Origin of the sequence: Leptolyngbya sp. GGD (assembly GCF_026735145.1) — a bacterium.
GTDB classification, from domain to species: Bacteria; Cyanobacteriota; Cyanobacteriia; order Leptolyngbyales; family Leptolyngbyaceae; genus Leptolyngbya; species Leptolyngbya boryana.
Window position 1 is genome coordinate 150,720 of the sequence record NZ_JAPQKE010000001.1, and the last position, 18,840, is coordinate 169,559.

Sequence of the window (18,840 nt, forward strand, 5' to 3'; positions counted from 1 at the left end):
TATCGATAACTATCCTCGTAACGCTTCAAATATCACTTGAGCAAATTTACTCCAGGTCGGCGTGATTTGGAGTTCTGCGGCTCGCTTGGCAAAATTTGCTAAATTGCGATGATCGGCAAACCAGAACGGAGTCGGAAAAATTCGGAACGGTGCATATAAGACAGATTTTTGGGGCTGATCAAGAAAATAACCATTATGAACAAAGCCTTGACCCGATTGAATATCATCTGAAGTATTGCCGGGATACGCACCCCAAGCAAAATCAGGCAATGCATAGACCACACCTGTCCAAACATTGACTCCGATCGCACCATAGTTCAACTCTGCGATCGCGGAATCGACCTTTGTTTTCGTCAAAATCACACAAGACAAGTTGCCCCAGACTTGTTCATTCACAAATGGAACGGCTCGATCGAGAAATTCGGTTGCAGTTGTCGCGTCTAAACTTACTTCTGCTAGCACTCCACAAAAGGCTTCTGTCTTCAAAGCATAGTTATCTTGGACATTCGGAATCAATGTCCAAGGGACAATTTCCTCGGTTCGAGTGCCGAAAATTTCAGCTTGAGGATAGCGATCGAGAAATGCTTGATATCGTTGCTGTGCGCCTGGATAGTAAGCTTTCCGGCTCGGAATTTTCGCAAATTCTTGGCGGAGCAGTGTGAGGAAGCGATCGCGCAATTTCCATCCCTTCGCGGTTACTAACAATTTCGCAGCTACACAATTGAAACTGGCATTATGAGCCACCATGCTCGCAACATGACGCGCTTGAAATTTGAGATCTGATTCAGACCACTCTCCTGGAACAATTAGCACAGGCGTGACACAGCCTAGCTCAGAGGTGATTGGTTTGGGTTGAGGGAGAGATTGCACGATCGCGTAGTACGTATGATGCGATCCAGTGATATGAATGGAATCAATTTTGGGATGCTGACAGAGATAGTTTCCAATATCGGAACCACCATAGACAATTTGTAGAAATCCATCTGAAATGAATGGCTCAAACGCTTGCTCTAAAAATTTCCCGACATACTCATTGACAGGATTCATTTTGAGCAGAACGACTTGATTCTCTGCAAATAGCTTATAGAGTAAATCCATTGGAGGAGTCGAGCCAACATTTCCGGCTCCTAAGACCAGAGAAATGCCTGGTTCAAAGTTCCTCACTTGCGGGGAATTTAGAGAACTGCTTTCCGTCCAAACTTCTCCCCGAAATCCTAGCCAAAGTAATCGATCGAGCAAATTATCCGGAAAGACTTTGGCAATTCCCTGCCCAATCTTCGCCTTTCGTCCTTCCAACGTTCTGATCAACGCCCGCAACGTCATTAACGTTGTCACCGATCCCGTCAGCCATTCTTCTCCGACTGAATCTGTCCCCTTCGCCTCGCAAGCTGAGATCGTCCAATCCTCTGCGACTGCCATCACGCCTGTCATACAGCGCTTCAAATAATCGATTCGGGCTTGAGTTCCGACGTTTAGCCAAGCGGATTTCTGGGATTCGAGTCTCGCAATTGCAGCGTCAATTTCAGAGGAAAACATATCGCAGGTCAAAATCGTAATGACTATGATATAGTTGTAACTGTTTCGTAATCTTTACTACGAATTGCTACTCTTGCAAGGAGAAAAAATCCCATGACCCAAGAAGGATGCTTGCGCGTTGGTCAAACGGCTCCTGATTTTGCAGCGACTGCTGTGATCGACCAGGAATTCAAAGACATCAAATTGTCCGACTATCGCGGCAAATATGTGGTGCTGTTTTTCTACCCGCTCGATTTTACCTTTGTTTGCCCGACTGAAATTACTGCATTCAGCGATCGCTACGAAGAATTCAAATCGATCAACACTGAAATCCTTGGCGTATCGGTCGATAGCCCCTTCTCACACTTGGCTTGGATTCAAACCGATCGTAAATCAGGCGGAGTTGGCGATTTGACCTATCCGTTGGTTTCGGACATCAAGAAAGAAATCAGCACTGCTTACAACGTGCTCGATCCGAATGAAGGAATTGCACTGCGCGGCTTGTTCATCATCGACAAAGATGGTGTAATCCAGCACTCCACGATTAACAACCTTTCGTTCGGTCGCAGCGTGGATGAAACTCTCCGGACTCTGCAAGCGATTCAATACGTTCAATCGCATCCGGATGAAGTGTGCCCCGCAGGTTGGAAGCCTGGTGATCAAACCATGAATCCTGATCCTGTGAAGTCGAAAGAGTACTTCGCAGCAATCTAAGGATTGATTAATCCGTTCATAATAGAGGGTGAAATTCACCCTCTTTTTTACTGCACTTTTTACTGCACAATTCTAAACAATGTTGACATCTACTGATTTCAGTGGTCTAATCAATCCGCGATTTTTCCAGAATTTCATGCCGATTCCGGCGACAAATTCGCTTGCTTTGGGACAGGCGGCTCCAGAGTTTGATCTGCCAGATATTAAAAATGCTCGTCGCGTGAAATTGTCGGATTATCGCAACGATCGACCTGTGCTTTTAGCTTTCACAAGGATTTTTACAGAGAAGCAATATTGTCCGTTTTGCTTTCCGCATATTAAGGCGTTGAATGAGCAGTATCAGGAGTTTAGCGATCGGCAAGTCGAAATTCTCATGATCACCAGTACCGACGAGCAGCAAAGTAAAAAAGTCGTTGAAGACTTGGGATTACAGTTCCCTTTGCTCAGCGATTCTAGTTGTAAAACGTTTCGTCGATACCAGACTGGACAAGCCTTGGGTGCGCCTTTACCTGCTCAATTTTTAATCGATCGTCAAGGCATTCTCAGATACAAACATCTCTTTTCGTTTCTCGATCACAATGCCAGCGTTGAGACGTTGTTAAGCGCGATCGATCAATTGAGTTGAGTTCATCGTTGAGAATTGGGTTTCGACTGCACTCAGAATTCGGAATCTCTGTAGGCAGTCGAAACCGCCACTCTTAAAGCTTCACGGCTTTGATGGCGCTACGGGGATCATAGCTGCGATTATCCCGAATCTTTTCGTATGCCTCACGCTCGATCGCGCTTAATTCTTTCGGAGGTGCGATCGTAATTTTCACCATTTGATCGCCACGATCGCCTTTTTGATTCTTCCAGCCTTTGCCGCGTAAGCGTAAGGATTGCCCCGATCGCACGCCTGCTGGAACGTTCACCACAACATTTCCATCTGGAGTCGGAACATCGATCTGTGCGCCCAAAACTGCTTCGTCAGGCGAGATCGGCACTTCGCAAACGAGATTGCCATCGGCATCGAATTGGAAAAACGAATGCGGCAACATTTCCACGGTGAGATAGAGATCGCCGCGCTGACTTGTATAGAATCGGCTGAAACGTCCTTTACCACGGACTCTTACTTTACTGCCTGCTTTTGCTCCGGCTGGAATTCGGACGTTAATCTCTTCATTGTTCACGCTGAGCCGCTTTTCAGTTCCGTTAAACGCTTCTGCAAAGGTCAGCTTAATCGAAGCTTCGATATCCAGATTTTCGCCAGTTGAGGCGCGTTCGTCGGTACTAAAACCGCCTGGAGCACGATATCCTGCATTGCGGAAAGGATCGCCCGTCCGTCCGTAGGGCGATTTTCCTAGCAAATCGTTGATAAATTCCTCGAAATTGTCATATCGTCCGAATTCGACATCATCGAAACCGCCTGTATTGAACGGCGATCGCGAGGTGGAAGTCGATCGAGATGCACCCGCTTGATCCGCTTGCCGCCAGTATTGTCCAAACTGGTCGTATTTTTTGCGCTTATCGGGATCAGAGAGAACTTCGTTCGCTTCGTTGACTTCTTTAAATTTTGCCTCGGCTGCTTTATCGCCGGGGTTTACGTCAGGGTGATATTGGCGCGCGAGTTTACGAAACGCTTTCTTAATGTCATCAGCGCTTGCGGATTTGCTCACCCCTAAAATTTGGTAATAATCTTTGAAGTTTGTTGCAGCCACTCGCTCATCCCCTCGTAAAAAATAGCGTCGATATTCTATTTGGCATCTTAAGAATGCCCGATTTCCTGTATCTATAGGCTAACAAACTTGCTCCTCTCACTCAGAAAAATTTGATGCGAATTTCCGAACGAATTGAGTAGGGGTGTTTCGCTATCGTCTTTTCCAGAGTGAGGGAGAGCCTGATCAAACTTCAACTATCTTTGTTTTACACCTGTGATCATTCGCGCAAATTTGCTTTCGCGTTTCGTCTCAACATGCCAATTTTAATGCGTCGCAATGCTGATCCGGTAAATCGTCGATCGTATTCTGCTTCAGAAATCTCAGCTAATTCTTTCAAAGTCGGAGCAATATTCCACGATCGCGGTTGAAAGTCTTGTACATCTGTCTCCTGAGCAAACCGCTGATTCCAAGGACAAACATCCTGACAGATATCGCAACCTGCGACCCATCCTTTGAGATCTATTTCTGGCAAATTCTCAGCCCGATTCTCGATCGTATGGTACGCAATGCAGCGATTTGCATCAATTACGAATGGTTCTGTGATTGCATCGGTAGGGCAAGCGTCAATGCAACGAGTACAGGTTCCACAATGTTGAGTATGAGGTTGATCGATCGCTAAATCTAAATTGGTGACAACACCACCGAGAAACACCCAAGACCCATAATCGCGAGTAATCAGATTGCCATTTTTCGCAATCCAGCCGAGTCCTGCTTGCTGTGCCCAAAATTTATCTTGAACGGGAGCAGTATCGGCGAAATAACGAGTTTGCGCTCCATTTTGTTCGAGCCAGATCGAGAAGGCTTTCAGTTTTTTGTGCAAAATTCGGTGATAGTCTCGTCCCCAACCATAGCGAGAAATTTTTGCATATTCCTTGCCTGCGGGTCGTTGCTGCGCAGTGTGATAGTTCAAAGCAACACAGATCATCGATCGCGCATCTGGAACGAGTTCGCGAATATTCTGACGTTTCGGATTTGCCATCCACGCCATGTCCGCTTGAAATCCGCGATCGAGCCAATTCTGCAAAGCCTGAATCGCAGAACTTTGAGCCGGATCAGTCACCGATGCAATTCCAACTTTGTGAAATCCTAGCTCGATCGCTTTTTGCTTAATTTCTTCCGTAAGCGTCATGACATCTCTTGCGCAGCTTCTCTATTCTAGTTTGACTGAAACGAGGGAAATTCTATGGAGATTGAAGGCATTTCACACCCCACGATCTTGCGATACTTTGCAACGCTAAATGCAGGCGAATTCAAGGCAACAAGCGAATTATTTGATCCAGAAGGAGCGATGCAAGCGCCGTTTGAATCGCCGATCGTGGGAAGAAGTGCGATCGCGGATTATCTGCAACGAGAAGCCGTAGGATTACAAGCCTTTCCACGGGAAGGAATCGCGGTTCCTGAAACAACCGACTATCAAATTACTGGAAAAGTTCAAATGCCAATGTTTTCAGTTAATGTCACGTGGTTTTTCACGCTCAATGACAATCAAGAGATTACGTTTACTCGCATCAAACTGAATGCGACTCCTCAAGAGCTGATGAAATTGCGCGGTTAGAATGAAGACTGTGCGTTTAATCTGACTCAATGAAGCTAACCACACGCGGACATTACAGCGTGAAAGCCCTTTTAGATCTCTGTTTTCAGCCGGAGTATGGCCCTGCTTCGGTGAAAGCAATTAGCGATCGACAAGATCTCCCTGCTCCCTATTTAGAAAAGCTCTTGATTGAGATGCGACGTGCAGAATTAGTCGTTTCAATTCGCGGCGCACATGGAGGCTATCAACTGGCGCGGCATCCTTCCCAGATTTCGCTGGGAGAGATTCTAGCAGCAGTGGGTGAAAGCATTGATCCTTTGCCGCATCACACACCCGATGAGGGTCAGGCGGAAGATTGGGTGGCATTTAGTGTGTGGAATCGCTTGCATCAGAAATTGCAGCAGGCTTTGCATAGCATTTCGCTAGAGGATCTCTATTACGATGCGCGCAGTTGGCAGGCTTCACAAGGAGAAGGGGCGAGTTTTGTAGTGTGAAGGATTCACTGCGATGAGAGACAGAAGCATCGAAGACCGCCAAGAAAGAGACAGTACAACCGAAACGTTTCTAGCTGTTGTTTCGATCTTAATTGTCGTCTCGAGCTTCGTTGTCATTCATATGTCCTAATACAACTAGGTAGGGCTATATCGGTCTGCCACCTTCTCTCAACACACAAGGAAGTCTATTGATAGCGCGCCCATTGATTCTTACTTGGACTGATTCCGTTCAACTGGATGCTTGGATAGGTCTAGAGTGACGCGGGAAATAGGTGCAGCTGTCGTCATAATGCGGGTGCGGCTCTGGGACTTCCAGTGTTGATATCGAAGCAGCGGGAAAGATGCAACCTGTTTTGCCAACGCCCAGAAGAAGACATAGCTTGCCAACAATCGCTCAAATGCTCCAAAGCGAGCTTCCCGTAGTTGCTCTAGCGTCAATTGTCGATCAACAGTGCTATCGTCTGTTTCCCTCAAAGGCAGCGGGTCACTGGACAGAACAATGGCATCCTGAAAGCCTTGATGTGCGATCGCGCTGTTGTGCCCCAATGCAATGATTTCCGCGCCAGTATTTAGATGTTGGACTCCAGTAGCTTGCTTCCCTGTCATGAGCACTGCATTTTCATCCTCTTTTTGCAGCAAGCTCCGCCGACCATCAGGCACTCCTAAGAAAATTAGGGTTCCTCTGACGACTCGATGACCGAAATGATGCAGCATGTGATCCTGGGGATTGGCACCATGCACATCTAAAGATGCAATACCGTAACTGAGCGAAAAGAGCTTACTCACATAGACTTTCAGGAGTTGATGAATCCAGGGCACATCTCCAATTACTAGGGTGCGTTTTCCAGTGCGTGCTAAGAGAGGTCTGTGCTGAATGTAGCGTAGTCCCAAACTCCAAAGCCAAGGACCAAAGATGTAGATTAGGATGTCTGCTAAGGTAAGTAACGGGAGCAATACCGCAGGCAATGGAAGATTGGCAAGACTAAACAGAACGCGAAATAGAGTTTGTACTAGCGGCGCGTTTAATCCTACAGTAATGAGAATATAGAGCGCATGAATTCCCCAAGCGAATGGCGTTTCGAGAATATGCCACGCCCATTTTCGGCTACTGTGAATGAGTTGCTGATAGTCGGAAGATCGGTTTAGGTCACCCTTTGTCGTGATTCCAACGATGGATTCGGCGCGATGGATAAACTCATCTTTGGTTTGCTCCAGCATCAATAGCTCAGTAGTCGTCAGCGTCATCCCAAAGCAGCCCTGATGTGCTGGAAAACGCTCTCGAAGCCGTTTTGCTAGATACAACAAGAGTTCCGTTAAGGTAGCTTGAGCCGCAGCGACAGCAACCGTCGTCGGTTCTGCGGTGCGTCGTCCACTCCCATTGATCAAAATCCGTCGAGTGAAACTAGATTCTTGATAGTAATACTGGGAAATTGCAGTTCCCATCAAGCTACACATTTCTCCCGTCAGGATGAAGAGTTCACCAATATGACCTTGGCGACGCAGTTCTTCTAGGGCATTCGTGGCTTGTAGAGTGGGGAAGGTCTGCCCGGACTGACTAATTGCAAGCACGATCGTAGTTTTGCCCAGATGCAGTCCTTTCCAACCATACTGCAAGCGCTGGAGTAACTGATTGGCAGAAATAGTTTTAACGGTCAATGCTGGAAATAGCGAGATTAAATCTTCAGCAAAGCGCTCTCCCAGCCAAAGACTACTTTCAACGCCTGTAATCATTAAATTAAGGCAGGGCAGATCGGTGACTGGTTCTAGTTTGAAATTCACGGTTGCCCGTTGTCTATGATCCCAGTTTTTCGCCTGCTCAATTAGGAGTTCAGCAAAATAGTCTGCTGTTTGACGATTGAATGAAGTTGGATCACGCCAGGATAGCTCGATCGATTTTAGAACCTTGGGAATCTCCTGAATGTCTCGCTGAACCGGATCTGTTGCTTGTTCTTCGGGCGGCAGAATGTAGGAGTTACCTTGCAGAGGAATCCAGCGTTCTTCGAGTTCTGAACTTCGCAGTTCACGGTCTTCGAGCATGGAGTACACCGTAATGTGATCCACGCCAACCCAGGCAATTTCTCCAGCTTTTTGGTCGAGATCCAAGCGGTAGGATCGGGGAATATGAGACAGGACTGCATCAACCGCCGCAGGTTCTGAGGCATAGACCATATAGTTGTCTTGGACATTGAATCCGGTTGCGATCGGTTGTCCCCAAGCACTGACGACGAGCGTTGCTTCACTCAGTGTCGATGCCGTGACGAGACCAAAGCTGCCCTTAGCTCTCGATAGAAAGAGTTTCGTGGCTTGATACAGGTTGTTGTGGAAGAAAACGTGAACTGCGGTTTTGATCCAGGCAGATTGCTTCGCTGTAGACCATTGGCGGATCGAACTATGCTGGCTTAGGGTTTGTAGCAGTTCTTGTTCAAGCTGATTGACATGTTTTCTGGATAGCTCAACTATTGAGTTGGCATAGGGAAGCAGCAGTTTGTCCTTGTGTTTGAGAAAGACCTGTTCCGCGATCGCGCTCCAATCGCTAATCTGTTCCTCTGTTGGGGCTGTATTTGGAGCGGATGCCGAGGGCTGTTTCCCGCCAAATGCGTCTTCAAGCGATTCAGCAACTGCAAGCTGGTACGCGAGGCGAAGCGAAGCATCCCACATGCCTTGCGTGATGAGTAAATCCATCATTCCAGCGATTTTAGGAGAGTCTCCCCGCGTGGCATTCGGTGTATGGAGTACCCGTTGGAGCCAGAGTCCCAGGTGAGCATTTTCAATCGATTCATCAAAGATCGTCCAAGCGTCGAAGTCGCCATTGTGGGTGATGCGATGGTTCACGAGTTGACGATCGCAGATCCATTGTCCATTCTCAACGCGCCACACGTTCGCAAATCGCGCTGGCATCCACTCATGCCAATGGGTTTCCAAGATAGCTGGAGGGCTGCTAGTCGCATAACGATAGTGCCAGATGCCGACAATGGCTTCGTCTAATGGCTTCGCGCCTTTCTTGGTCGCTTGGCAGCGTGTTGTGGCAAAGGTATGTTCCAGAGACTGCGTCAGATTGCGTCGCTTGAGATTGACGACTTTTTTGCCCACAAAGATCACTCGACCGTCACGATCGCGGGCGAAGACAACGCCTCCCCCGGCTTGTTCGCCCCGAATCTCAGTTTCTCGCCCCATGGTCTGACAGATTTCGACCACTCGTTCAGGAAGCAAATCGGAGCCATCTTGCGGCAATCGCTTGCCTAAAAAACCAAAATTTCCACACATGATTTGCTATTTAGAGGTTGAGCTTTTGAGGCAGTCTTCAATTTTGCTGAGCAGGCGGGGCAACTCAATCGGTTTCGTATCATAGTCATCGCAACCGGAGGCTAAGGCTTTTTCGCGATCGCCTGTCATGGCATGGGCAGTCAAGGCAATGATCGGAATGTGGCGAGTTTCAGCATTTGCTTTCAGATGTTGCGTCGCTTCCCATCCGTCCATTACTGGTAAACTGATGTCCATTAAAATCACCTGCGGCTGTTCGGAGAGCGCTTTCGAGACTCCTTCTGCGCCATCGGTGGCAATCACAACTTCATAGCCATGTCGCTGTAAACGGCGACAGAGCATATCGCAGTTTAAGTCGTTGTCTTCTACGAGGAGAACTTTTAGAGGTTTCAATTCAATGGGTTCAGCATTGGACGAGATCTGTCGAAAATAGTCGGTCTGAACAATTTCTGTGGCTTGATGCGATCGCTTGATTTGCTCTAGCTCAACCTGTAATGCTTCGAGTTGCTGATTTAGATCTGCTTCGAGTCGCTTATATTCTCTGAACTCTTCCACAATGCCTTCGTAGTGAGCTAACTGATGCCGCATTTGAGTTTGTTCTAAACAAGCTGCAACTTTCGCACGGAGGAGGGCAGTCGGGAAGGGTTTCGTCAAGTAGTCGGTTGCTCCTAGGGCGATCGCTTGGGAAATCTGCGCCATCTCATCGGGAGCTGCAATCATTAAGACGGGAGTGTGTTGCCACGCTTCATGCGATTTAAGCTGTTCCAACACGTTCAAGTTTGTCTGGCTATCCAGTACGATCAAGTCAAACGAGCTTGCCAAACCTAGCTCTACGGTTGTCGCAATTTTGACGGAGTAGCCTTGACGTTCGAGTTGTCGATATACTGGACTGCCCGCATGAGCAATCACTAACACTCGGCTATTTTCAATCGATGGATCAATTGCTTTACGCTGTTTCCGTGGGAAATTGAGTGGATCAAAACGATCGCGCTCCTCGCTAGATTCGAGATAACGAGCCATCAAACTATCTAGATTGTTCACGAGACTGAGCAGATCCTGAGCTGAAGTGTGAATTTGCTCCAGGTCTGGCAGTAAATCAGAAAGCGACTCTTCTAAAAGCAACTCACAGTAGCCCATGATAGTACTCAAGGGGGTGAGCAATTCTCGGCGCAACGCTGGAGCTAGAAGATCGGCTGTCCAATCTTGCTGCTGAACTTCTAAGAGTGCTGGATTTAGGATCGCTTGGATCAGTTTTAGTAACTGTAAACCTGAGAGATGGATTTTCTGGAGATCGCTCGCGAACGCTGAATTCTGCTGATCGACGAGTGCATCGAGGAGCATATCACTGTAGCCAACGATGGTATAGATCGGTTGCTCTAGATCATACCGCAAGCGAGTCCATGCGATCGCTTGTCCAGGCACATCAGGAACCGGATCTAGTGGTTTTGGTAACGGTACTTCTGAAGGCTGAAGCAGCGTATCAATCTTTCCGAGCAGTCGCGTAAAATCAACGGGTTTTGTATCATACTCATCGCAACCCGCAGCTAAGGCTTTTTCACGATCTCCAACGATCGCATTTGCGGTTAACGCAATTACTGGAGTCTTTTGAGTTTGGGGATTTGCTTTAATTTGTCGAGTTGCTTCCCATCCATCGAGCACGGGCAAATTTAGATCCATTAACACGATGTCTGGTCGTTCAGTTTGAGCCTTCGCAACGCCTTCCGCGCCATCGATTGCAACAACTACATCAAATCCTTTTCGTTCTAGCCGCCGACGCAGCATATCCCGATTGGTCTCGTTGTCTTCAACTAAAAGAATTCTGGTCATAATGCGTTCCTAAAATGATTTACCTTATAAATTGCTGACCAATCTGATCAATGACTTGTGTAAATGGATGATCGGGATAGCAGACTGAGAAAATTTCACTACTCGATAGATGCATTAACTCTTCGCAAAAGGGCAGGATTCCGGCGACTGGCACTTCGTAAGACGCTTCTAACTGTTGCCGATAGGATTCAACATCAAAGCCCGGAAGCGCCCGATTCACAATCAGCGAGATTGCCTCGACCGATAACATGCGGGCGAGTTCTACAATCACTGCTGTGCCTTGATAGTCCTGGTAATCGGGACGGAGAACGAGAAGCAGCAAACCGGACGCCGCGATCGCTTGTAGCGTTCCAGGATCGATTCCAGGATGACTATCAATCAGCAGAACATCTAACTTAAGATCCCGACTAATCTCCGAGAAACCATCCAGCAACTTCTCGTCGTGGTAGCCTTCCCGCAGAATACGAGTAATGTCGCTCGCTTTCACACTTGCTGGAATCAGATAGATGGCTCCACTCGGCGAGGGTAAGGCGTGGCTAACATCATAGGCAGCTTCATACAGAGCACAACGACCCGATAAATAGTCATTCAACGTGAGCGTCACCGTTTCTTCGTCCAATCCAAACAGCAGATGAATGCCAGGGGATTGTAAGTCTGAATCGATGATCCCCACTCGCTTGCCCTGTTTTGCCAAACTGACTGCAAGATTACTGGTGAGATTCGACTTACCTGTGCCGCCCCGAAAAGAGTGGACAATGATAGTCTGGGTCGTGCGATCGCTCTGGGTTTCAATTGCTGCGAGATCAACGCGGTGAATTCGATCGGTCACACTCGTTCGATCGTCAACACTCGATTGATCGCCATTCGTAGCAAAGCGAGATAGCGAAGGATAAAGCGACCCGCGATATAGGTTCTCTGTATCTCGACTGCCTTTTCCGCGTTTTTGGATTTGGCGAAAATGATTCGTCGCCGCGAGTTCATCGGCGATCTCAGATCGCTGCTCTTTGTGAATCGCTGCTTGTAAGAAATTCACCTGTTGCTCTAGCGATCGCTCCCGTGACTGCACTTCCTGAGCCATGCGCTGGAAGACTCGCACCAGTTGACCAAACTCGTCACTGCGTTGATTGAGGTCATCAAGGCTCTTCGGATTAAAGGTTTTTGCTTCGATTTCTGCGGCGGCTGTGGTTAAGCGATCGACCTGCTGTAAGTAGAGAATTTCTTGATCCCGCAGGCGCTTCTTCTCTAAACACGCGCCAATTCTCGCCTTCAGCAAGGTAGGGTCAAACGGCTTCTGCAAGTAGTCCTCTGCACCTAGTTCAATACACTTTACAGCGCCATCGATCTCGTCTAACGCAGAGATCATAATCACAGGAATATGTCGCCAGCTTTCATGTTGCTTCAGTTTCTCTAGCAGTTCCAGCCCGTTCATTCCAGGCATGATCACATCCAGCAAAATCAGATCGCAAGGCATTGCTTTCAGTAGCCGGAGTGCTTGTTGAGCAGAGGTCGCAGTCGTGACGGTATAGCCATGCCGCTTCAGTTGTCGCGCGAGTAGTTCAGGATTGGAGTCATCGATCGCTAAAATTGTTCCGCTTTGCACTTGCTTCTCAGGCGACTCCTGACTCAGTGTTTCAAGAGTTGTTGTGGCACTCCGTATGAAAGTAACTGCTGCTGGACTTTCCAGTAACAGAGGTTGTGCCTCCTGCGTGTTGAGAATTTGCAACTGCTGCTGTGCCAAGCTCACAATGTCATTGACTAGCGTGAGTAACTGTTGGGCAGAGGTGTTGAGACTATCTAAATCCGGAATCAACGAGGCTGGGGCATCCTCTAGCAACATCTCGCAGTAGCCGACAATAGCACTCAACGGGGTGAGCAGTTCTACCCGAAGCGTTGCTCCAAAGCTATCTAACCCGCCCTCAATCTGGCTCATTTCCAACTTGGCGGGATCTAGAATCGTACTGACTAAGGTCAACAACTGCTGACTACAGGCATGAATCTTTTGTAAATCGCTTATTAAGTTAGTCTGCTGCTGAATTTGGATTTCTTCTAGCAGGAGTTCACTGTACCCAATCATGGCGTTGATCGGTGTACAGAGTTCGTGACGGAGGTAAACGAGAAGCCGATGCTGAATTTGGCGATTGCCCATGACGAATGCCCGGAATTTAGATGTTTTTAACTTGAAGTAAGCTGCGAATCTCGTCGAGCAGAACTTGTCGGTTATTCTCGCCTTTTGAATAAATCTGCTGCGTCTGTTCGCCCAACCATTGCCGCTCCTCTAGGGTCAAGTCCTTAGCCGTGAGCACAATTACGGGTAGAGATCGCCATTGAGGATGCTGTCGAAGTTCCCGAATAAACGTAAACCCATCCATTTCCGGCATCATTAGATCAAGTAGGATCACGCCCGGTTGCTCGGTCTGCATCACTTCTAGCGCCTTCCGCCCATTCTCAGCTTCCAAAACGCGCCAGCCTGCTTTGGTGACTTGACGGGTAATCATCTCCCGATTCTCGGTGTTGTCTTCCACCACTAAAACCGAACAAGAAGAGGACTGCGTGCGGTAGGGCTGCAAGAGCGTGAGTAAGCGATCGTAATCTACAGGTTTCAACAAATAATCGACTGCACCCAATGCTGATCCCAATGCTTGATCATCCTCGATCGTCACGATCATCACAGGAATTCTTGACAATTCGGGATCAGACTTGAGCAGGCTCAGAACTTCCCAGCCATTCATGTGTGGCATCCGAATATCCAGCAGAATCACATCGGGCATTTGTTGCTTGGCAAGACGCACACCTTCTTGTCCTCCCAGAGCTGCCATGACGTGATAGCCTTCTCGACCGAGAAAGCGTTGCATCAGATCGTGAACGGCGGGATCATCATCAATCACGAGAATCGTGCTTCCAGTACCGTTGACCTCACGCTTGACATTCATAGTAGAGGAGGTCTGTAGCGTGGGTCGGTCTGATTCAGGACTTTGTAATTGTTCTGGCAATCGCATTGTAAAGGTGGTGCCTCTACCCGTTTCACTCTCAGCCTGAATCTCTCCTCCTAGCAGTTTGCAGAATTGCTGAGTAATCACAAGTCCCAATCCTGTGCCCCCATACTTGCGTGTAGTGGATGCGTCCGCTTGAGTAAATGCCTGAAATAGGTTTGCCTGCTGTTCTGGGGTCATGCCAATGCCTGTATCACTTACCGAGAAGGTGATCCAGTCTGGTTCTCTACGTTCTACCGTAAGTGTCACTGTGCCATTTTCAGTAAACTTGCTCGCATTACTAAGCAGGTTAAATAAACTCTGCCGTAGTTTGGTGACATCCGATCGCATCGAACCAATGTCGTCTGGACAATTCACCACCAGCGTATTGTGATTCTTAGTCAGTAGTGGATGTAAGGTATCGGTGATCTCTTGCATCAGAGGCGCGATTGCAAACGTTTCCAAGAAAAGCTCGACTTTACCCGCTTCTACTTTTGAGAGATCGAGAATGTTGTTAATCAATCCCAAAAGATGCTTCCCTGCGCCATGAATCTTCTGCACATCAGGGATCAGACTTGGCACCTTGAGATCGGTGATTTCTTCCACCAAAATCTCGCTGTAGCCAATGATGGCGTTCAATGGTGTTCGCAGTTCATGGCTCATATTCGCCAGAAACTTGCTCTTCGTAGCATTGGCTTCCTCTGCCTGCGCTTTCGCCTGTTGAGCCATTTTCATGCTCTCTGCTAGTTGTGCGGTTCGTTGCTCCACCGCCTGGCTCAAGGTTTGCTCACGGGTTGCGACTTCCCGTGCCATGTGCTGAAACGCCCGTGCTAGTTGTCCCGGTTCATCGGCTCGACGCGCCACCTTGACAATCCTAGGAGAGTTAAATTCGCTGACCTGCTCAGCGGTCATGGTGTCTGTCGTAAGACTGTGAGCGATCGTCGTGAGTTGATCAAGGGGATGGATTACTCTGCGCTTCAGCAGTCGATTAATGACCAGCACAACAACCGCAAAAATCGAGGCAAAAATGCCCATGGTCAACCCTAGATACTGTTGCCCTCGCTGAAACACCTGATCTGAGGGGACATAAATCGTCTGAGCCGCAACAATCTCATTGAGTTGCCAGCCAAAACCTCCTTGATCCCCAAAGCTAGCAAGCTGACTCTTAGGTGCTTTGTCCGGCGTCGAATGGCACTGCAAACAACTTTCCTTTTTGACCGATAGGGGACGTGCCGTGAAGAATAGGTTAACGCCATCCATAGTGCGATAGCCAGACAGTTTTTTCATATCCGGCTGCTGGCGGAACTGCTCTACGAGCTTGGCTTCAAACTCATCAGCTTTGTCTCTGGGATTGGTGGGATTGAGTGTTGCTTCTCGGTAGATGTAATCTCGATGCTCCGGCTGACTGCGGAAATTCTCAAATACTGTCAGCGCGGAGTAAGCAGGTACCGTTTCGCTGATAAACTTCGGCGAGATCTCTAACTGTTTTTGCAGCAGGGGTGCAACGTTCTCGCTAGTATAAGTTCTGACAGCATTCATCGTTTGCGTCAGTAGTTCAGCTTTGGTAGAGACTTCATCCTCAGCTTTGCGTTGCATTGCCTGTGACAATGTAACTCCACTCAGAATGATTCCACCTAGAAAAATGAGCGTAAGCAGCAGCGTAAACTGAGTCCCCAACCGAAGCTTTCTAAGCATTTCCACTCCTTGAGTCAGATCTTGCTAGAGCACCATTGCGACTAAGCGTAAACTATTTCGTTCTATGGACAGTAACGGGCTAACTTGCTGCGGAAAATGGGTTTCAGATGAAGGTAGAAAGATGTATCAAGATCCCTACGAATATAGGAAATGCTTAAGTGATTGTCAAATTTACTATTAACGGAATGTTAAACAAGAAGATTAATGGTTACAACGATTACAATTTCGACCACAATTTCGACAACATTCTAAAATTACGTACCCTAATACATTTGATATAAAGTATTGGCTGCTTTTTGGCGCAATTTTAATCGACGATGCTGCTAAATCCAATTGAAGTAGCTCACGACTAACCGAGTTGTCACCTTTGTCTGTTCCCAAACCTTGCCAAACTTATTCTGCCGTCGATGCCAGCGTCCGGTCTGTTGTCGAACAATCCCATTCGTGCGCTCTACTAGTTGTGTTTTGTCTTTGCCGACGTGATGCGGAACTTCAGGTGGCAAGACCCGCTCATATCCGCCCCGTCATTGCTATGAAATTGTTTGCACTCTGTTTTCCCTTCAGTGTGGAACACTCACTGCTCAATCATTGCATCGGTGCGTTTGCCCACTCGTGCTGTGAGAATCAGACCGCTGCTGTTGGCTAAGCTCAGCCCAATCCAGCAATCTCCTGCTTCTTGCTCCTGGGTCAAGCACTGCTTTTGTTTTTTGAGGCAATCGAAGCTACATTACCTTTGCCCTATAATCAAACTCGCCAATCATCAGAGCATTGAGAAGCGCGATCGTACAAGAATATTGATCGTTGTTCTCGCCATAATTCACATATCGCCATTGTGGAAGAAATGACGATGCAAGCTTCTACTGAGCAACTTTTAGACGCGATCGCGCAACTGCCCGCACAAGAACTAGAGGCATTTGTTGTTCAGGTCTTGAAGCTTCGCGCCCAACGGCAAGCGCCTCATCTATCTTCTTCAGAATCCGAGTTACTTTCAAAAATCAACCATAGCCTTTCCAGCGATCGACAAGCTCGATTTGATCAGCTTGTTGCTAAACGGCAAGACCTCACGATCACTGAATCAGAACTTGCTGAACTCATCGAGATCACAGAGCAAGCCGAGCTTTTGAACACTGAACGTATGGCAGCACTCGCAGAATTAGCAACTGTAAGAAATCAATCGCGCACTCAAGTCATGCGAAATTTAGGAATTCACCCACCTGCCTGTATGTCGCGCTCTTCATAGCTCAGCCATCGATCGTGATCTCAAAAAATCGGCGATGTTAAACTAAAAGCAAACATCGATCGCGCAATGGATATCACCCTCACTCCAGAACAAGCCCAAATCATTCAGCAAAAGCTTCAAAGCGGACGTTACAAAACGCTTGATGATCTGCTTGCTCAAGCCTTTCAACTCCTAGACGACTGGGAAGAACACAGCCTTATAGAAGATCCTGCTTGGATTGACTCCGCCCGTCAGAAAGTAGATGCCGCCATTCAATCATTAGAGCAAAACGGCGGTACAGATGGAGAAACCGTCGTGAACCGACTCCTTGAGAAATTCCAGCAGGCGCGACAGAACCAACAATGAGTCGATACATTATTTCTGACGAAGCCATTCAGGATCTTGATGATATCTCTGACTATTTCTTACAAACCAATCTAGAAGCAGGTGAGCAGTTTCTCAGAGCATTCAACGCAAAATGTCAGCAGCTAGCCAGCTTCCCAAAAATGGGTCGCAGTTATGGACATATTCGCCCTGACCTCCGTGGACTAGCATTACGGGGTTTTGTGATCCTTTATCGAGTCAACGAAATAGAAGATCAGCTCGAAATTCTAAGAGTCATCAGCGGGCGACGAGATCTAGAAGCTTTATTCTGAACGCTTCAGCTTTGAGAATAATGTCGATTCGATCACTGAATCTCAATTGAGGAAGCAATCGTGAATCTATAAAACACGATCGCATCTCCTCAACCGCGGCTAAAAATCAACGCCACGCTTCAAGTCAACGCCTTTCTCTGCATAATGCTTGTGACAGACCATCTCAGAGTGAACCGTTGCTAAATCGAAATAAGCAGGTGGATTCTTACACCGTCCGGTGATCACGATTTCCGTATCGCGAGGTTTCCGCAGCAATGCCTGCACGATCGGTTCTTCCGGCAAAAGCTCTAAATCGACCGTCGGATTCAATTCATCCAAAATAATCGTTTTGTACAAGCCCGAAGCAATTGCAGCTCTCGCAATTTCCCAAGCCCGCTCCGCTTCAACATAATCTAGCTCTTGCTGCTGACCCCGCCAAACGATCGCATCTCTTCCCGATCGCTGATGATCGACCAAGTTCGGATAGCTCTGACGCAATGCGTTAATCGCTGCATCTTCGGTGTAGCCAGTGCCACCCTTCAGCCATTGCATGATCAAAACCCGATGGGATTTATCCTGACTGATCCCTTTTCCGATCGCTTGCAGAGCTTTACCTAATGCACTCGTCGATTTCCCTTTTCCTGCCCCGGTGTAAATCTCAATGCCTGCAATTCCCTCTTCTTTTGCAGAGTGATAATGCGGCTTCATTTCAGAATGTAAGTTCGCAATATCAACTAATGCTTGTGGAGCCGCACGTCCCGTGACAATCACTTCCATGTGATCCGGTTTTAACGTCAGTGTTCTCACCACTTCATCCACGGGTAAAAGCCCCAGATCGAGAACCGGATTGAGTTCGTCCATCACCACGACAGAATAAAGCCCAGATGCGATCGCACCTTTCGCCACATCCCATCCTCGCTGAGCTTCTTGGCGATCGAACTTCGTAATCTCATCTGCCCCAAAAAATTCGCCCCGCCCCGTCCGAACTTGGTCAATCAAATGCGGAAAAGCACGTTGCAGCGCTGCGATCGAAGCATCTTCGTCATACGTTCGCCCCGGCCCTTTGAGAAATCGCAGCAATAAGACCCGCGTCGGTGAGAGATTTTGAATTCCGAGTCCAATCGATCGCAAAACCACACCCAAGGCTGCTTGAGACTTGCCTTTTCCTGCGCCGTCGTACACATGAATTTGCCCAGTCATGCGTTCCGATCGTGTTTGGGCTGTGCGAATTCCAACACCCGCTCTAGTCATATCTTAAATCGCCGCTTCTAAATGCAGAT

Annotated in this window: 15 protein-coding genes and 1 pseudogene; 7 read left to right on the forward strand and 9 right to left on the reverse strand. The window is 47.9% G+C overall.

All coding sequences use genetic code 11. The features are described from left to right. Nucleotides 1-9 precede the first annotated feature (9 nt). Entirely contained in the window at nucleotides 10-1,536 is a 1,527-nt protein-coding gene (locus OU814_RS00735) for an aldehyde dehydrogenase family protein (protein WP_268179712.1), read from the reverse strand. Nucleotides 1,537-1,629: 93 nt separating this feature from the next. Here OU814_RS00735 and OU814_RS00740 point away from each other — a divergent pair, with 93 nt between their 5' ends. Together OU814_RS00740 and OU814_RS00745 are read left to right on the forward strand one after the other, a co-directional pair. Further along, nucleotides 1,630-2,229: a peroxiredoxin gene (locus tag OU814_RS00740; protein ID WP_017291026.1), complete on the forward strand. Its 600-nt coding sequence runs from the start codon at nucleotides 1,630-1,632 to the stop codon at nucleotides 2,227-2,229. A 79-nt stretch (nucleotides 2,230-2,308) separates the two neighbouring features. Beyond that, complete coding sequence (locus OU814_RS00745) at nucleotides 2,309-2,854, forward strand: peroxiredoxin family protein (protein ID WP_268179714.1); 546 nt, start codon at nucleotides 2,309-2,311, stop codon at nucleotides 2,852-2,854. Between the two features lie 73 nt (nucleotides 2,855-2,927). Here OU814_RS00745 and OU814_RS00750 read toward each other — a convergent pair whose 3' ends face one another. Next, on the reverse strand, nucleotides 2,928-3,926 hold the full coding sequence (locus OU814_RS00750) for a DnaJ C-terminal domain-containing protein (RefSeq protein ID WP_017291024.1): 999 nt from the start codon (nucleotides 3,924-3,926) through the stop codon (nucleotides 2,928-2,930). 217 nt (nucleotides 3,927-4,143) lie between these two features. Next, on the reverse strand, nucleotides 4,144-5,055 hold the full coding sequence (gene queG / locus OU814_RS00755) for a tRNA epoxyqueuosine(34) reductase QueG (RefSeq protein ID WP_268179716.1): 912 nt from the start codon (nucleotides 5,053-5,055) through the stop codon (nucleotides 4,144-4,146). A 54-nt stretch (nucleotides 5,056-5,109) separates the two neighbouring features. On the opposite strand from queG, the gene OU814_RS00760 reads away from it, so the two are divergent. Both OU814_RS00760 and OU814_RS00765 read left to right on the forward strand, forming a co-directional pair. Beyond that, the gene (locus OU814_RS00760; RefSeq protein WP_268179718.1) at nucleotides 5,110-5,481 is read left to right on the forward strand and encodes a ketosteroid isomerase family protein; all 372 of its coding nucleotides are present in this window, start codon (nucleotides 5,110-5,112) and stop codon (nucleotides 5,479-5,481) included. 29 nt (nucleotides 5,482-5,510) lie between these two features. Continuing rightward, entirely contained in the window at nucleotides 5,511-5,954 is a 444-nt protein-coding gene (locus tag OU814_RS00765; RefSeq protein ID WP_017291021.1) for an Rrf2 family transcriptional regulator, read from the forward strand. 210 nt (nucleotides 5,955-6,164) lie between these two features. Here the strand turns inward: OU814_RS00765 and OU814_RS00770 are convergent, their stop codons facing one another. The 5 genes and pseudogenes from OU814_RS00770 to OU814_RS00790 all read right to left on the reverse strand — a co-directional run. Continuing rightward, the gene (locus OU814_RS00770) at nucleotides 6,165-9,218 is read right to left on the reverse strand and encodes a hypothetical protein (protein WP_268179720.1); all 3,054 of its coding nucleotides are present in this window, start codon (nucleotides 9,216-9,218) and stop codon (nucleotides 6,165-6,167) included. A gap of 6 nt (nucleotides 9,219-9,224) precedes the next feature. Beyond that, on the reverse strand, nucleotides 9,225-11,042 hold the full coding sequence (locus OU814_RS00775; protein WP_268179722.1) for a response regulator: 1,818 nt from the start codon (nucleotides 11,040-11,042) through the stop codon (nucleotides 9,225-9,227). Nucleotides 11,043-11,061: 19 nt separating this feature from the next. Beyond that, entirely contained in the window at nucleotides 11,062-13,188 is a 2,127-nt protein-coding gene (locus OU814_RS00780; protein ID WP_268179725.1) for a response regulator, read from the reverse strand. A 16-nt stretch (nucleotides 13,189-13,204) separates the two neighbouring features. Then, a complete protein-coding gene (locus OU814_RS00785; RefSeq protein ID WP_268179727.1) occupies nucleotides 13,205-15,706 on the reverse strand; it encodes a response regulator in 2,502 nt (833 codons plus the stop codon). A 326-nt stretch (nucleotides 15,707-16,032) separates the two neighbouring features. Then, a pseudogene (locus OU814_RS00790) lies at nucleotides 16,033-16,418 on the reverse strand (IS1 family transposase); the annotation flags it as partial. Between the two features lie 135 nt (nucleotides 16,419-16,553). Between OU814_RS00790 and OU814_RS00795 the strand changes: the two are divergent. From OU814_RS00795 to OU814_RS00805, 3 genes are all read left to right on the forward strand, one after another. After that, complete coding sequence (locus OU814_RS00795; protein ID WP_268179729.1) at nucleotides 16,554-16,946, forward strand: hypothetical protein; 393 nt, start codon at nucleotides 16,554-16,556, stop codon at nucleotides 16,944-16,946. A gap of 66 nt (nucleotides 16,947-17,012) precedes the next feature. Beyond that, a complete protein-coding gene (locus tag OU814_RS00800; RefSeq protein ID WP_190649567.1) occupies nucleotides 17,013-17,291 on the forward strand; it encodes a ribbon-helix-helix domain-containing protein in 279 nt (92 codons plus the stop codon). Further along, complete coding sequence (locus OU814_RS00805; RefSeq protein WP_017291014.1) at nucleotides 17,288-17,581, forward strand: type II toxin-antitoxin system RelE/ParE family toxin; 294 nt, start codon at nucleotides 17,288-17,290, stop codon at nucleotides 17,579-17,581. Before OU814_RS00800 ends, OU814_RS00805 begins: the two co-directional genes overlap by 4 nt. 99 nt (nucleotides 17,582-17,680) lie before the next feature. On the opposite strand, the gene OU814_RS00810 is transcribed toward OU814_RS00805, so the two are convergent. Then, nucleotides 17,681-18,811: a cob(I)yrinic acid a,c-diamide adenosyltransferase gene (locus OU814_RS00810; RefSeq protein ID WP_017291013.1), complete on the reverse strand. Its 1,131-nt coding sequence runs from the start codon at nucleotides 18,809-18,811 to the stop codon at nucleotides 17,681-17,683. Between the last annotated feature and the right edge of the window lie 29 nt (nucleotides 18,812-18,840).